General features: G+C 46.6%; 17 protein-coding genes. 12 read left to right on the top strand and 5 right to left on the bottom strand.

Going from position 1 to position 14,771, the window contains the following annotated elements; genetic code table 11:
• Window positions 1-49: 49 nt before the first annotated feature.
• From QXU03_00730 to QXU03_00710, 5 genes are all read left to right on the top strand, one after another.
• Entirely contained in the window at window positions 50-577 is a 528-nt protein-coding gene (locus tag QXU03_00730; GenBank protein ID MEM2170275.1) for a nicotinamide-nucleotide adenylyltransferase, read from the top strand.
• A 63-nt stretch (window positions 578-640) separates the two neighbouring features.
• The gene (gyaR, locus tag QXU03_00725) at window positions 641-1,660 is read left to right on the top strand and encodes a glyoxylate reductase (GenBank protein MEM2170274.1); all 1,020 of its coding nucleotides are present in this window, start codon (window positions 641-643) and stop codon (window positions 1,658-1,660) included.
• Window positions 1,661-1,673: 13 nt separating this feature from the next.
• Window positions 1,674-2,438: a competence/damage-inducible protein A gene (locus QXU03_00720; protein ID MEM2170273.1), complete on the top strand. Its 765-nt coding sequence runs from the start codon at window positions 1,674-1,676 to the stop codon at window positions 2,436-2,438.
• Between the two features lie 9 nt (window positions 2,439-2,447).
• Window positions 2,448-3,020, top strand: coding sequence for a DUF998 domain-containing protein (locus tag QXU03_00715; GenBank protein MEM2170272.1), 573 nt, complete (start codon window positions 2,448-2,450; stop codon window positions 3,018-3,020).
• 5 nt (window positions 3,021-3,025) lie between these two features.
• Window positions 3,026-3,718, top strand: coding sequence for a hypothetical protein (locus QXU03_00710; GenBank protein ID MEM2170271.1), 693 nt, complete (start codon window positions 3,026-3,028; stop codon window positions 3,716-3,718).
• Window positions 3,719-3,820: 102 nt separating this feature from the next.
• Here QXU03_00710 and QXU03_00705 read toward each other — a convergent pair whose 3' ends face one another.
• Window positions 3,821-4,552, bottom strand: a complete 732-nt coding sequence (locus tag QXU03_00705) for an HDIG domain-containing protein (protein ID MEM2170270.1) — start codon at window positions 4,550-4,552, stop codon at window positions 3,821-3,823.
• 138 nt (window positions 4,553-4,690) lie between these two features.
• On the opposite strand from QXU03_00705, the gene QXU03_00700 reads away from it, so the two are divergent.
• Complete coding sequence (locus tag QXU03_00700) at window positions 4,691-5,866, top strand: beta-ketoacyl synthase N-terminal-like domain-containing protein (protein ID MEM2170269.1); 1,176 nt, start codon at window positions 4,691-4,693, stop codon at window positions 5,864-5,866.
• Window positions 5,867-5,868: 2 nt separating this feature from the next.
• Window positions 5,869-7,422, top strand: a complete 1,554-nt coding sequence (locus QXU03_00695; GenBank protein ID MEM2170268.1) for an acyl-CoA carboxylase subunit beta — start codon at window positions 5,869-5,871, stop codon at window positions 7,420-7,422.
• On the opposite strand, the gene QXU03_00690 is transcribed toward QXU03_00695, so the two are convergent.
• Complete coding sequence (locus tag QXU03_00690; GenBank protein MEM2170267.1) at window positions 7,417-7,941, bottom strand: biotin/lipoyl-containing protein; 525 nt, start codon at window positions 7,939-7,941, stop codon at window positions 7,417-7,419. The two genes, QXU03_00695 and QXU03_00690, sit on opposite strands and share 6 nt — an antisense overlap.
• Before the next feature lie 163 nt (window positions 7,942-8,104).
• On the opposite strand from QXU03_00690, the gene twy1 reads away from it, so the two are divergent.
• Window positions 8,105-9,190: a 4-demethylwyosine synthase TYW1 gene (twy1, locus tag QXU03_00685; protein MEM2170266.1), complete on the top strand. Its 1,086-nt coding sequence runs from the start codon at window positions 8,105-8,107 to the stop codon at window positions 9,188-9,190.
• 2 nt (window positions 9,191-9,192) lie between these two features.
• On the opposite strand, the gene QXU03_00680 is transcribed toward twy1, so the two are convergent.
• On the bottom strand, window positions 9,193-9,930 hold the full coding sequence (locus tag QXU03_00680) for a winged helix-turn-helix transcriptional regulator (protein MEM2170265.1): 738 nt from the start codon (window positions 9,928-9,930) through the stop codon (window positions 9,193-9,195).
• Window positions 9,931-10,002: 72 nt separating this feature from the next.
• Between QXU03_00680 and QXU03_00675 the strand changes: the two genes are divergently transcribed.
• The 3 genes from QXU03_00675 (at window position 10,003) to QXU03_00665 (ending at window position 12,849) form a co-directional block, all read left to right on the top strand.
• Window positions 10,003-10,707: a thioredoxin family protein gene (locus QXU03_00675; GenBank protein MEM2170264.1), complete on the top strand. Its 705-nt coding sequence runs from the start codon at window positions 10,003-10,005 to the stop codon at window positions 10,705-10,707.
• Window positions 10,708-10,839: 132 nt separating this feature from the next.
• On the top strand, window positions 10,840-11,061 hold the full coding sequence (locus QXU03_00670) for a hypothetical protein (protein MEM2170263.1): 222 nt from the start codon (window positions 10,840-10,842) through the stop codon (window positions 11,059-11,061).
• Window positions 11,062-11,097: 36 nt separating this feature from the next.
• The gene (locus tag QXU03_00665; protein MEM2170262.1) at window positions 11,098-12,849 is read left to right on the top strand and encodes a decarboxylase; all 1,752 of its coding nucleotides are present in this window, start codon (window positions 11,098-11,100) and stop codon (window positions 12,847-12,849) included.
• Between the two features lie 5 nt (window positions 12,850-12,854).
• Here QXU03_00665 and QXU03_00660 read toward each other — a convergent pair whose 3' ends face one another.
• Entirely contained in the window at window positions 12,855-13,472 is a 618-nt protein-coding gene (locus QXU03_00660) for a nucleotidyltransferase family protein (protein ID MEM2170261.1), read from the bottom strand.
• Window positions 13,473-13,476: 4 nt separating this feature from the next.
• Window positions 13,477-14,133: a DUF47 family protein gene (locus QXU03_00655; protein ID MEM2170260.1), complete on the bottom strand. Its 657-nt coding sequence runs from the start codon at window positions 14,131-14,133 to the stop codon at window positions 13,477-13,479.
• Window positions 14,134-14,384: 251 nt separating this feature from the next.
• Here QXU03_00655 and QXU03_00650 point away from each other — a divergent pair, with 251 nt between their 5' ends.
• Window positions 14,385-14,768: a helix-turn-helix domain-containing protein gene (locus tag QXU03_00650; GenBank protein ID MEM2170259.1), complete on the top strand. Its 384-nt coding sequence runs from the start codon at window positions 14,385-14,387 to the stop codon at window positions 14,766-14,768.
• Window positions 14,769-14,771: the final 3 nt, after the last annotated feature.

The raw sequence follows: 14,771 nt of genomic DNA, 5'->3' as shown, positions 1-14,771 counted from the left end.
ACAGTCCTAATTAAGTTAAGTAACGTAAGAAGTAAGTAGGGTGTTTCTAGTGGCTAATAGGGCACTATTTATCGGAAGGTTTCAGCCATTCCATAATGGACACCTCTACGCGGTAAAGCACATTCTTGCGCACTACGATGAAGTGGTAATAGTAATAGCGGCCGCGCAATACAGTTACACGGCTGAAAACCCCTTCACCGCTGGTGAACGTGTGGAGATGGTGAGGCTTGGTGTTGGAGACCTATACGCGAGGACGTACATAGTGCCAGTTGACAATGTACCCAGTAACTATGAGTGGCCAAGACACGTTCTCTCGTATACCCCGAGAATAAGGGCGGTCTTCAGTAATAACGAGTTTGTGAGGGCACTTTTCAGCGCTTACGGGCTAGGTGTCCACGAAACCCCACTATTACCTGGAGTTAGTGGAACTGCCGTTAGAAGGGCGATAGGGGAGGGACTTGAGTGGAAGCATCTAGTCCCTGAAGAGGTAGCGAGGTTTATAGAGGAAATAGGAGGTGTTAACCGCGTGAGGTTGCTCTGGAGGCTGAGAACAGGTATGCCCGGTGAGAGGTTTTAGTGTCAAGTACCTTCATAACATATTTATCTGCAATGGGTACTCCAAAAATAGTTAATGGTGAGCGTGTTGAATAAGCCTAGACTGTTCGCTACGCGCGGGCTTTTCTCAGATATTATAGAAAGACTTGCACGGTACTATGATATCGAGGTGTGGGAGAACTATCAGCCGCCACCATATGATATCGTAGTAGAGAAGGCGAAGAGCGTAGACGCGCTTATAACGTTGCTAACTGACAGGATAGACTGCAACCTCGTACAGCAGGCTGAAAATTTAAGAATCATTGCACAAATGGCTGCAGGTTACGATAACATAGACGTCGAATGTGCTACTAGGCATGGAGTGTATGTAACAAATACGCCCGGGGTTTTAACAGAGGCTACAGCGGAGTTGACGTGGGCCTTGATACTTGCAGTTGCCAGGAGAATAGTGGAGGCAGACCACTTCGTCAGGTGGGGTGAGTGGGAAAGGACTGGAACGGCGTGGCACCCATTAATGATGATCGGGGTTGAATTAAAGGGCAAGGTACTCGGCATTATAGGTGCAGGTAGGATTGGCTCTCGGGTAGCGGAGATTGGGGCTAGGGGCTTCGGAATGAAGGTGATATATTACGGTAGGTCTAGAAATGAGTACTTAGAGAAAGAACTGAGCGCGGAGTACAAGGACCTAGACCAGCTCCTCCAGGAAGCAGACATCGTCACCATACACGTTCCCCTGACACCGGAAACCAAGCACATGATCGGCGAGAAGCAGCTCAGGAAAATGAAGAAAACTGCAATACTCATTAACACGTCACGTGGTGCAGTAGTTAACACAGAGGCGCTAGTCAAGGCCTTAAAAGAGGGCTGGATAGCTGGCGCCGGATTAGATGTCTTTGAAGAAGAGCCTTTACCGGCGAATCACCCATTAACGGCTTTCAAAAAGGTTGTTCTAGCACCACATGTAGGATCCGCGACATACGAAACTAGGCATGCCATGGCCGAGATCGTGGCCGAAAACCTAATAGCGTTTTATGAGGGTAGAGTGCCTCCCGAACTAGTAAACAAGAATGTAGTTAACGTGAAACCGCCGGGATTTTACAAGTAATCGCGGTAAGGCGGTGTTACTAAGGATGCGCAAAGCCTCGATCATCGTAATAGGTTCCGAGATACTGCGGGGACTTGTACAAGACACCAACTCCTGGTGGCTCGCAGGAAAGCTCACGGAGATGGGCTTCAGCGTCATTCGTATTATTGCGGTTCCCGACGACGAGGGTGAAATTGCGTGGGCGCTAAAGAGCTCTCTCGAAGTAGCAGATGTTGTTGTGGTCACAGGAGGGCTTGGCTTTACGAAAGACGATATAACTCTAAGTGCAGCGGCGAAAGCCCTGGGTCTAAGACTAGTACTGAGCGAAGATGCTGTTGAAATGCTGAAAAGAAAAGTAAAAGGTGAGGAAGTGCAATACTATATCAAAGCAGCACACATTCCTGAGGGCGGTAAACCGCTTTACAACCAGGTTGGGATCTCTCCTGGGGTTTACTTGGAAATCAACGGTAAAGACCTGTTCTTCCTACCCGGTGTCCCGGCCGAGATGACTAAGATGTTTGAAGATCGGGTGAAACCTCTCCTTGAAGGCAGGTCGCGAGGATACATGGCGAGGATCACCATCACGACTGACTACACGAAGGAGAGCGAAGTGGACTCTCTAGTAGCTCAATTGAGAGAGAAGCACAGCGATGTATACTTCAAGACTCACGCAACCGTACCAGTAGTTTTAAGCGTACTGGTGTCATCCTCCTCTCAAAAAGACCTACAGGTGAAGCTTGATCGTATAATTGAAGAATTAAAGAAGGTTATTAAAATAAGAGATATCAAAGCAGAGTAGGGTGGTCACTTGGGTAAGTGTGCCTTAAGAGCCCTAGTCCTCGCAATAGCGTCTTTCAGTGTACCGTTAATGCTCATAGGATTGGCTGCCGCGTTATCTAGCTGGTTTAACCTGTACAGTAACGCTCTTAGCGACCTAGGCCACGCAATTAAAAGCAACGTAGCACCGCTATTTAATACAGGACTATCACTCGGAGGGGTACTAATGATCTTGTTTGCAGTGAAGTACGTTGAAGCGTTCAGCCGCGTAATCGCGCTCTTAGTGGTGATTGCGGGTTACGCGCTGGTACTAGTAGGGGTATTTGATGAAGTCTACGGTGCACTGCACTTTGTGGTTTCGGTACTCTTCTTTGTTTCAATACTACTATTAGTGCTGGGATACGGGCTCGTCTTAAGGGATCCGAGAATAGTCGTGCTCGCTTCCATTCTCGTATCGCTAAACATCGTTGTATGGACTTTGCACTTCGCTATAAGAGTTCCTAGAGGCGCAGCAGTACCGGAACTCATATCGATATTTACTGCTATACCCTTTTACTTGCACTTGGCCCGCAAGTCTGCCTCTACCTTGTGCAGAGAAAAGTGATCCCGTTGAAATGGCTAGTGCTAGTACCACTCACGGAAATGGGTTATTACAAGCTAGCAAAATTCCTCAGAAAGAACGCGCAGGGCGTGTTAACCCTGTTACCCATTCCGAGAGCCCTTTGTGAGGGAGGCCCCTCTCCGATCGGCCACGTACCAGCAAGTCTTTTGAGGATCTGGAAGCCCGTACTCGATCTCATCGATAGCGGTGAGGTTGTAACAGAGTGCTACCTCGAATTAGAAGAATTGAAGAAAAACATTGACGTTGCCGTTAAACTGGCTTCATTAGTCGTAAAAGCACGTGCGTATGGCAAAGTCGATGTCTCAGAGTGGCTGTCTTTACTACCTAGGAAGCTGGAGTTAAGGTTTACCGACTGGAATGGATTACTAGTAACTGATAGATTCGTAGACTACTTTTTACTAATCAAGCTCTTCAATGGCGTAGACAGGTTAATAGCTGTAGATGTGTTTGCACCGACACCGTTAGACTTACTAACACTAGTAGCTAAAAACTTCATCAAGTGGGAATGCAGCTTACTTGATATAGTTAACTGGGCCGTCAAGTACGTAGGTGATATGATCGTCAAGAGCAAGGACCTCACGGAGGCTTACGCCAGGCTAATCAGAGACTTTGAGTACAAGAAGTTTATTGCAGATTGCGCACCAGAAGAGCACGCTCTCCACTGGTGGATAACTGTATAACAGCGTCCTTACACACTTCTACACGATTTTCTGCAAATCCCTTCCTACTATCTCGGAACGGCATTCTTTAATCTTATTGCAGTAAAGCTGTGGTGTTCTATTCTACGCGTTGTTTGGCTTCAACGCGCTATCGTTACTCTGCATTTCTTTGCACACATCTTCGAACACTCTTTTAAACGAATCCACGTCGTGGAACGCTAGCTGTAACATATTTCTGATACCGTGCTTCATCAGCACGTAGTCCAGTGCCTTGTAGACCGTGCACGTTTTCTCGTACTCCTTCACCTTTGATAATAAAATGTTCTGGATAATTTCACCAAATCTAGCATCAACGCTATCAGCTAGGTGAACCACGAAGCCTTCCATGGTTGAAAAGAGTACTTGACCGTGCGCTTCAGACACGGCACGTATAAGTTTCTCTGGGGCGCCTCTCTTAGAGAGCTCAGCTACTATGGCGTAGTCGTGACTGAGATACCAATCCTCTCGTGCTCTGTAGCCGCCGTTGATCCTGTCTGGTGTGTACTGGTAATACTTGAAAACGTCGTGTAATATAGCGGCAGCTAGAATCACGTCTTTGCTAATGTTTACCCCATAAACCTCCTCAATGATGTCAGCTAGTGCAAGGGCTATCTTTGCGACAGAGTATGTGTGAACAATGAGGCCGCCCGTAAAGAAATGGTGCTTTCTAGGTGCGGCCGGTGAGTCTTCTAGCCTTATTAGTGGCTTTACGTCAGTGAAGCCGAGAACGGGGTTTTCCAAGATGTCAAGTACGATTTTCCTGATATTTCTGTCACTTATTCCATGCGCAAGCTCTTTGAGAGTGTTGAGTGACATGTACTTCGTACACCTTTATTGCTGAGCACCACCTCGTGGTGCTATATTTAATGCTTGGACTTTAAATTCGCGGTTTAATCTCGATTTTTATACCCTCTGCAAGCTATACTTACTACCTAGACATGCAGGTGTTTAGTGGTGGATCGGGTATTCGTTGCGGGAGTGGGCATGACTAAGATCGGTAGGCACTTTGACAAGCACGCCAAGGAGCTCTTTGCCGAGGCGCTTTGGAAAGCCATTGATGATGCCGGTGGCCTTAAACCCCAGGCAATAGTTGTGGGTAATATGACGTCAAGCGTATTAATGCAGCAAGATAGCTTAGGAGCGCTCGTAGCAGACTACGCTGGGTTCCGCGGCATACCCGCATTCAAAGTCGAGGGAGCATGTGGTAGTGGCGGAGTAGCACTATATACTGGGTATGCCCTCGTAAAATCGGGCCTAGTAGACGTAGTTGCTGTTGGAGGAGTGGAAAAGCTCACAGAAGCTGTAACGGAGGTCACGACAAGGGCCCTTGCGCAGGCGGCAGACGCCGATTACGAGGTATTCTATGGCGCTACATTTACAGGGCTTAATGCAATGCTCGCGAGGCTTTACATGAACGTGTTTGGCTATACAGATGAAGACCTTTCATACTGGCCCCTCAAAATGCACGAATATGCCAGTTACAATCCCTACGCACAACTACCACGCAAAGCGGCAGTAAAAGAGATACTTGAAAGCCCAATGATAGCTGACCCCATAAGGCTCTTCCACGCAGCCCCCCTAGGAGATGGGGCAGCAGTGGTGTTGCTTGTTCGCGGCGAGGAGAAAGCCAGAGAAATTGCCAAATCAACCGGAAGAGACGTGCTCGTAGAAATACCGAGTATTGCCGTATCCACGGACAGCGTTGACTTAGCTTCAAGAAATGATCTACTTACAATGGAGTCCACGGTTAAAGCATCTAGGGAAGCACTAAGCAAGGCAGGGCTTACAATTAGGGATGTAGATTACGTCGAGCTACACGATGCTTTCCACATAACGGCATACGTATCGCTTGAAGATCTCGGCTTCGCGCCCAAGGGGCTTGCAGTAAAACTGTACAGGGAGGGGAGGTTTCAGAAGGGTGATAAACCGGAGGTAAACTTTAGCGGTGGTTTAAAGGCACGCGGACACCCCGTCGGTGCTACTGGCGTATATCAAGCCTCGGAGGCAGTGATGCAGATTAGAGGGGACTTTCCAGGCTATAAAGCGAGTAGCCCTGAGACGGCAATAATACACAATATTGGAGGCATCAGTACCATAGCCGCCATTGCAGTCTTTAAACGGGTTAGATGATAATGGGTTCTCACGAGGAACTACTAAAGAGGATCAACGAGTACAGAGAGCTCTCGGTACTTGGCGGAGGCAAGGACAAGATAGAACAGCAAAAGCAGAAGGGCAAGCTGTGGGTTAGGGAGAGAATAGAAAAGCTACTTGATCCCGGCTCCTTTGTAGAGTTTCAATGGATGCGCACGCATAGATCCACGTACTTTGGTCTCGACAAGCAGAAGTTCTATAGTGACGGGGTAGTGGTGGGTTACGGTAAACTAGATGGAAAAGTAGTCTACGTGTATGCGCAAGACTTTACGGTTCTGGGAGGCAGTATTGGCGAAGCGCACGGAGAGAAAATAGCAAGACTCATAGAGCAGGCCACGCAGATTGGGGTACCAGTCATAGGGCTCTACGACTCGGGCGGAGCTAGAATACAAGAAGGTGTCGCGGCACTACACGGTTGTGGGAAAATATTCTACGCAAATGTAAAGGCAAGTGGTGTAGTACCGCAAATAGCACTAATCCTTGGTCCGTGCGCAGGGGCTGCCGCGTACAGCCCAGCTTTAATGGACTTCATAATAATGGTCAAAGGCTCTTACATGTTCATAACGGGTCCCGAGGTTGTAAAGGCTGCTACTGGTGTGAGCGTCACGTTTGAACAGCTCGGCGGTGCGGAGATACACGGGTCTATAAGTGGATGTGCACACTTTGTCGCGGAAACAGAGGAGGAGGCATTTGCGATTACCCGGAAGCTCCTCTCATATTTACCCAGCAATAGTACGGAAGATCCCCCCTACGTGCCTACGGATGATCCCGTAGATAGGAGGCTAGAGGAGCTCTACGAAATCGTCCCAACAGATCCTATGAAGCCCTTTGACGTAAGGCACGTGATCAGGCTAGTAGTCGATAACGAAGACTTCCTCGAAGTACACGCTAATTACGCTAAATCAGCCGTAGTGGGTTTCGGAAGAATAGGAGGTCACTCTCTATGCATAGTTGCCAATCAACCGGCTGTGAACGCAGGCGTGATAGACATAGAGTCAAGTAACAAAATAGCGAGGTTTGTTAGATTCTGCGATTCATTTAACCTACCCATAGTAACATTCGTGGATACTCCGGGTTTCATGCCAGGTGTTGATCAGGAGCACGGAGGTATAATAAAGCACGGTGCGAAAGTTCTCCATGCTTACGCCGAGGCCACAGTTCCCAAGATTACCGTTGTAATGAGGAAAGCTTATGGTGGAGCATACATAGCAATGGGTAGCCTTTCGCTGGGAAGCGATATAAACTACGCATGGCCAACGGCCGAGATCGCCGTGATGGGCCCTGAAGGAGCAGTCAGAATACTGCACAGGAGAGAAATAGATAAAGCAGCTGACCCTGAAGCAATGTTCAGAGAAAAACTACGAGAATACCGAGAGTTATTCGCTAACCCATTTAGAGCGGCTGAGTTAGGCTACATTGACGATGTAATAGATATCGCATCAACGAGGAAAAAGATATATGAAGCGTTAGTCGCGTTGTCTGGCAAGAGGGCCGAAATACCTCCATTAAGAAAGCACACAAACATGCCCTTATAGTTGCTTAACTTTTAATAATCTGTCTCCCCTATTCACCACCGTTCCTGGCTGCACGTATACTTCTTCAACAATACCGGCTATATGCGATTTGACTTCTATGATCATCTTCATAGACTCCAACAAGATCACGGTATCCCCCATATTAACCGTTGAACCGCTCTTGACCCTTACTTCGATAACCCTACCGGATATTGGAGACTGCAGGATGTTCGGCTCTACCTGGATAACTCGTCCAGATTCCTTGAGCTCTTTTTCTCTGTGCACGACTTCGAAGACGATCTCGTGTATTAGGGGCTGCGAGGAGTCTATGAAGATCTCGCCGTTACCGTGGGAGAGCACGTGGTGCTCAACACCATTCACGTCTATGATGTACTTACCGTTACTAGCCTTCTTCACACTGACCTTGTACAAATTACCTGTTTTAGTGTCCTTGAAGACCAAGATGTTTCTCGTTTTTTCAACTAGTTCAAGCTCTATGCCTACTCCTAAAACAGATCTTGCCTTATAAACCTTGGGCAAGGCAAATCATCCTCAGCAACGCCAACCATCTTCATCTATCCGTCACGGGTTCGCTCATCACAACAATAGCTATCTTTGACGGTGGTAATAAGGACTTCCTCGAGCGGCCACAGCGGTAGGGTTATTAGATTTTATTACGGAGAATGTGGTGGCGGTGGTGTAGGTGTCCACCAATCACGCAGTTAAGCTAAGGCGCGAAGAATTCTGGGGCAGTAGCCCGGTGTATAAGGCAATTTATGAAAGGCTCTCTAAGCAGGGGTATCACATCATTGGCGTTGTAGGTGCCGTTAAGCGGTGTCACTGGACAAGGGAAGCCGTTCTGAGACATAGATTCTGTTACAAGTGTTTATGGTACGGGATCGAAAGTCATAGATGCATACAGATGACGCCTGTAGTTGTTTGGTGTTGGAATAGGTGTTTACACTGCTGGAGAATACAGCCAGAAGATGTAGGAATGCACTGGGATGACACCCGCCCCCCGGTAACAGATGATCCTGGGGTATTGGTAGAGGAAAGTATTAGGGTGCACAGGCAGATAATGGCGGGTTTCAAAGGCAATCCGAAAGCTGACTTGAAAATGGTCGAAGAAGCTATGAACCCGAAACACGTCGCGATAAGCCTATCCGGAGAGCCGCTACTTTACCCAAGGCTTGGCGAGCTGATAAACGAATACCACGGAAGGGGTTTAACTACCTTCCTGGTAACACATGGAACCAGGCCGGACGTTCTCAAGAACCTAGATAAAGAACCAACACAGCTTTATATAAGCTTTGAGGCGTGGAATAAAGATTCATACGAGTACTTTAACAGGCCCATGGTACCTAGAGCCTGGGAACTATTCCAAGAAACCCTAGAGTACGTTAGATCGTTTAAATCACCGGTAACCTTTAGGATAACATTGGTTAAGGGCTTCAATGACCGCGAAGAGGCTCTTAAGAGCTTTGCGAAGTTTGTTGAAAAAGGTAATCCTCACTACGTCGAGGTTAAGGCTTACATGTACCTCGGCGTTAGTAAGAGTAGGCTAACTAAGAGTAGTATGCCACTACACCGGGAAGTACGCGACTTTGCTGGGAAGCTCTCTGAGCTTACGGGTTATACGCTACTTGGCGAGTCTATACCAAGCAGAGTTGTCCTGTTGAGCAGGATTGAAAAGCCACTAAGACATGGCAAGGGTTGCGTTGAAGGCATTAAATGCCCTGAAAAGTACGCTCCTGTAATAACGGATGAATACGAGGAAGCAGAGGCCTAGTATTACTCTACCATTCTGTACTCCTTGCCTGCATGTAGCACTATTAAAGCTTCTTTTCTCATTTCCTCTAAGAGAATCTTCTCGTGGGGGGACAGCTTCTCTACATCTGATAGCTTGATCGGAAACCTGGACTTAAAATGCGCATAGAACTCCGTATTAACCACCAAAGAGCCTATTTTAATGAGCCTCTTGTCGGACAGCATCTTCTCGATGAGAGAGCCGTACTTCGTGACCGCTTCGTTATAATACATTACCGGGTCTAGTAGCGAGGTGATATCGGGTCTTTTCTGCGTGGATGCTACAACTCCTTCGAGGCCTCTAACGCGTGCTTCGAGACTAATTATGCGTCTTTCGAGTTCTTGGAGTTTTTCAATAAGGGTGTTTATGGTATCTTCTACAACCTGTGGAGTACCCATACCCCGGGGCATTTCTCTTACGGGTTCTTTACTTGGAGGGGCCTCCGTTGAAGCCTCGCGTTTCTCTTCTAAGGTCTTCCTCGCTTTCTCAACGTCTGTTTTTGACGCTAACCTCGACTCTAAGTAGTTAAGAAACTGTAAACCTCGCTTAGTCACTATGTAGCCTCTGCCTGCCTTCTCGATGTAACCCATTGATTTTAGCCGGTAAGCGGCAACTTTGACTTTGTTTACATCTACTTCTAAAATCGATGCAAGCTCTTTTACCGAAACTCCTGGATTGCCTTTCAGAACCTCGAGAAGGCGGTGTTGGAGAGATTTCTTCACGCGTAACCTCCAGGTATAAAAACCTCTGAACAGGCTTATTTTCCTAACGGAATAGGTACTCGGTGAACAGTGATGCGTAAGGTATTCGATGAAGAAACCGTAGAGGAACTCAAAAAGATATTTGAATCGCTTAGAAAGAACTTAAAGGATATACTAATAGTAGACTCGGCCGAGAAGCCCGGCGCTTCCGGCAGATGTAATACTTGTTCCGAGGCAAAGCTTCTCGCAGAGGAGCTCACACAGATATCGAGGGGAAAACTCTCTTTTGAAATACTAAACTCACAGGAGGGTAAGGTTTACAAACCACGATATCTTCCAGCATTCATTTATGATACCCGGAAAAGGAATATAAGGTATTACGGGTTACCGAGTGGGCAGGAATTCGTGCCGTTCATATACATCCACGAGTACATCTCCGAAGGCATTAAACTACCTAGAAGCGTTGTTGAGGAAATAGAGACGATCGAAACACCACTACATATAAAAGTCTTCGTGACGCCTGAATGTCCTTACTGCCCCATAGTGGTGGACTTCCTTAACCAAACAGGACTAGTTAATGAAAACTTGCTGATAGAGACCATTGAAGCGTTTGAAAACCCCTATGAAGCAGACAAATACTACGTACAGTACGTGCCGTTTATTTCAATAAATAGGGTTGAAGACTACGACATATATGGTGCTAAGCCTTTAGAGGCGATTCCCGGATACGTCTCTTACGAGGAAATTTTAGAGGCAATTAAGAGAGCCGAGAAGAGCTTGAAGGGTAAAAGGCTTTAAGCTACATAGCTGAACACTAATTTTTAGGGGATGAAAGCAGCCCTCCTAGACGAGCGGTGAGCGGTTCACGGACCGTTCGACCCCGCCCTCTTAGCTTTAAAATATTACTGTATCATAAACATAAGGGGCTGCTTGCAGGGCCTCGCCAGGATCATTCACAGGGCGAGCGAGCTGAACAACTCCATGACGGCTAAGTATCTTGAACTCGTAGAAGAAATAATAAAATTAGAAGCAGATATCGAAGTGAGTGATTTAGACGATGAAATTAAATCTAAGCTTAAAAGTCTGCTCGAAGGAATCAAGGCAGGCATCCTCGAGGATTGCAGTGAGGTAAATGTTTTTAAGCGCATCTAGTAAACACGATAATAGTCTAGCAGGGCTAAACCGAAGATGAGTAGCGAGTGGACGATAGATATCGCAAGAAAGGTTTATGGACTTGAAAACTACGCTAGAAGAGATATTATAGACGTAGACGAAGAGGGTTTCCTCGTAATAAAGCTTAACGAAGAAAAACTTAGAGTAAAAAACCTGATGGACAAGTACAACCTAGATATAGCATACATCAGAATACTACCTGCAATTAAAAAGTCTATGGACACCGTGTACGAGTCTTATAGGGCAGTAGCGGAAGTTATTGGCTACGATAAGAACCCGATCTTGGTTTACCCGATGAAAGTCAACCCGACGCCAATAGTTGTTGAGACCATTGCAAAGCATGGCGAGAAGTACCAGTGGGGTTTTAACACCGGCTCGCTCGGCGAGGTTAAATTGCTACAAAAGATCGCAGAGAAGTACTCTCCCAGAGTCCTCATATATGATGGCGTGGTTTCCGAGCAAGCTGTACAGGAACTTTTAAAGTTGTTATCTAAAGGATGGAGAGTTTTCGTTGATGTTGAAAGCGAAAACGAGGCCGAGATTCTTTCCAAGTACCCTCAACTAGAGATCGGTATACGCGTTAAGCCCATGGTTAAAATGCACGGTAAGTGGTCAGGATCCGTGGGGCTAGGCAGCAAGTTTGGTTTAACACTGAATGCTCTAACTAGGCTGAAGCAGGAGTTTAGATGGTTAACCGAGCGTACGACACTGTTACACATGCACCCCGGCTCACAGGTGTACAAGTACGAGGATGTAAAGAACTACCTTAACGAAGTAAGGTTCGTTTATGAAGAGCTAAGGAATATGGGGTTTGAAAGCATCTCAGTGGTCGACCCCGGAGGTGGCATGGCGTATCCTTATTTAGACGTGAGAAACGGTAGTGAGGAATCGCCTAACTACACCATAGTAGATTACTTTAAGGCCTTACTGGAAACGTTTACTAGGTCTCAAGTAAAACCACACCTAGTTTACGAAGGGGGAAGGTTTATAGTAGCATCGCACCGCTTGGTGGTGGCAAAGGTCGTTGATGTGAGGTCTTATTCTGCAGTTCACTCTCTACGAGAGCACTATGAGCAGGTAAGCGAAGTGCACAGCCTTGAAGATGTTAAGGCGCTGTTATCGAAACTAGAGATTACATTAAATGAGTTACGGCTAAACATCACGTCAAACAATAATAACAGGGAAATGTACGAAGACATAGTTGCCTTAATTAGAGAGGATTTGGCAGCGAAGATCGCAGAGCTTGTCAGTACCGGTAAGGTTGAGGTCCGCGAACTAGTTTGCGATCACAAGATCCTGAGGATCATGATCACCCCAACCAAGCGCTTTATACTGAACATGTCCATTTTTGCGGACATACCCGATGTTGTTCTAGTTGATCAATACTTCCAAGTAGTGCCAGCGCAGAGGCTTCACGAGAAGCCAAATGTGCTGGCCTCTCTCAGCGACTTAACGTGCGATAGCATGGGCGAGATCACGGAGTACATAAGCCCTGGAAATACAATTAAAGGTCTTTCCCCGGTATTCACCTTACTGGACAGTAAGCTAATCGCAGTCCCGGGTATCAAGCTAAGGCTACGTGGAGTACCTCTACATCTCCCGGTTCGCGGCGAGTCGTACTACTTAGTGTTCCTCGATACCGGTGCATACCAAGACACGCTCGCAATGAAACACAACCTGATATACGGAGCTCCCGAGATCATTATAGACCAGGTGAACGGGGAGGTAAAAATCAATTTTTTAAAGCACGAAGACCTGTATACGTAACGCAACTAAACATATATTGTGCTTTTAACCCTGAGCAGGTCTACTACCGTGTCGAGGTCTAATAGCACTCCGGGATAATTCGTCTCCACTGCTAGTACTCTACTCTGATACCTTGTAATTACCTCCTTCAATCCATGCTTTTCCTCCGAAATAGAGAGAAGGTCGTTGATGAGCCTACTCGAGAAGATTACTGGATGGCCGCGCCTCCCCTCGTAGGAGGCAACTACTATGTCGTAGTTATCGACGTTTTCGAAGTACCTCACGGTTAAGAGAGCATATACGCCCGGGTGAATCCATGCAGCATCGCCAGGATTAACCATTATTCCCGCGGGATTGTTCGCGTGGTTTACAACATACTTTACGCCGACCTTGATGGAAGAACTCATTCCGGCCTCATAATCCGGGTTATACGCAATGTCTACTTCGAGATTGAACTTCCTCACGATGCTCTCTATTAACTGGTGCTGGTAACCGGTTACCAGCACCACTCTCTTAACGAAACCCGATTCCAGGATATTTGTGATCGTTTGCACGATGAGGGGCTTGTCTCTGTAAATGTAAAGCAGCTTGTTCCAGGGAAACCTGGTACTCCTACCCGCTGCCGGTACTATGCAGTAGATCAAGGCCTCACCTTGAAACCAGGTGGAGTCTATATATATCTGCAACCTCCTCGCACTTATCCGTTATAGTCTCGGCGTCATCTATCACTACCGGTAACGCTATGCACACTACATCATAGCCTAGTAAACACACCTTGTAAAGCTCCTCGAGAGCATTAAGCCTTATTTCGTCTACTTCCTCCTCGAGTTCTTCTACTTTATGGGCGAGCTCGACTACTTCTGCGTGTTCTCCTCGAAGCGATTCAATGAGTTTTTTAACGTTGTTTACAGCCTCCACGGACTTCTCAATGATTCTAACAAGCTGATCGTATACGCCTTGAGGAATAGTAATGTTCAAGTGCTTAAATACCAGAAACTTCTTAGCAACGGCCTTAGAAAGGCCAAGTACCTCATCCATTGTAAATACTAAGCGGAGAAAGTCCTCTCTATCTTCTGGGTGAATGTGACTTGCTTTAAGAAAGTTCATCAACCTCCTCTTGTACTCATCGCCCTGTTCTTCCAGGCTATCTAGTTCATTATAGAGTGCGCCCAACTCGTCTGGGCTCAGAGTAGAATACTCTTTAACTATCTTGTCAAGCATATTCACGCCAGTTTGAATTAGTGAAGCGTGAATCTCTATTTCACTAATTACTTCTTCGAGAAGCCTGCCACCCGCAATACGCACAACAAACACCTCAAGCACTACATATAGTTGTACCTATTAATGTACCTTAATAGTGTTTAAACGTTGAATTGAGTAGCTTTTGCCGTACTGACGCGTCATCGAGCATAACAATCCCGGAAAGTACTTGAGTACTGTAACTAATTGATGAACGGCAATGTTGCGTATTTTGAGAGCCATGTTCAATTACTCGATAAAATATCCATTTAAGGGTTTATTAACCTCGGGCAAGTTATCAGGGACAGGTGATGTTCGTGTCTGAAGCACAGGAATTCTGCGGCATATATGACATAAGGTTTCTAGTTAAGCGCGGAATAATAATAACGCCACCTACGTTGAAGACCTTAGACGCAGTTATCGCTTTAAAGCGGGTCACAGCAGACGATGTAGCCAAGTACACTGGACGGGCGAGAACAATAGAGTCAAGGTACCTGGCTAAGCTAAATAAACTGGGTATAATAGCGAAGATCAAGGAAGGTAGGAGAATATACTACATGGAGCCCATATATGCCGTCCAGCAGTATTACAGCCTATACGGAGATTCCATAACACCCGAGCAGTTAGCACATATGATAAGCCTACCAGCCGATATAGTCAGGATAATACTTGGTTTCATAAAGTCCAAGAAGCAGGCATAGGGT

Source organism: Desulfurococcaceae archaeon, assembly GCA_038845865.1.
In the GTDB taxonomy this organism is placed as follows: domain Archaea; phylum Thermoproteota; class Thermoprotei_A; order Sulfolobales; family Desulfurococcaceae; genus UBA285.
Note: the sequence above shows the minus strand (reverse complement) of the source record. Positions and strands in the feature narration are given on the sequence as shown.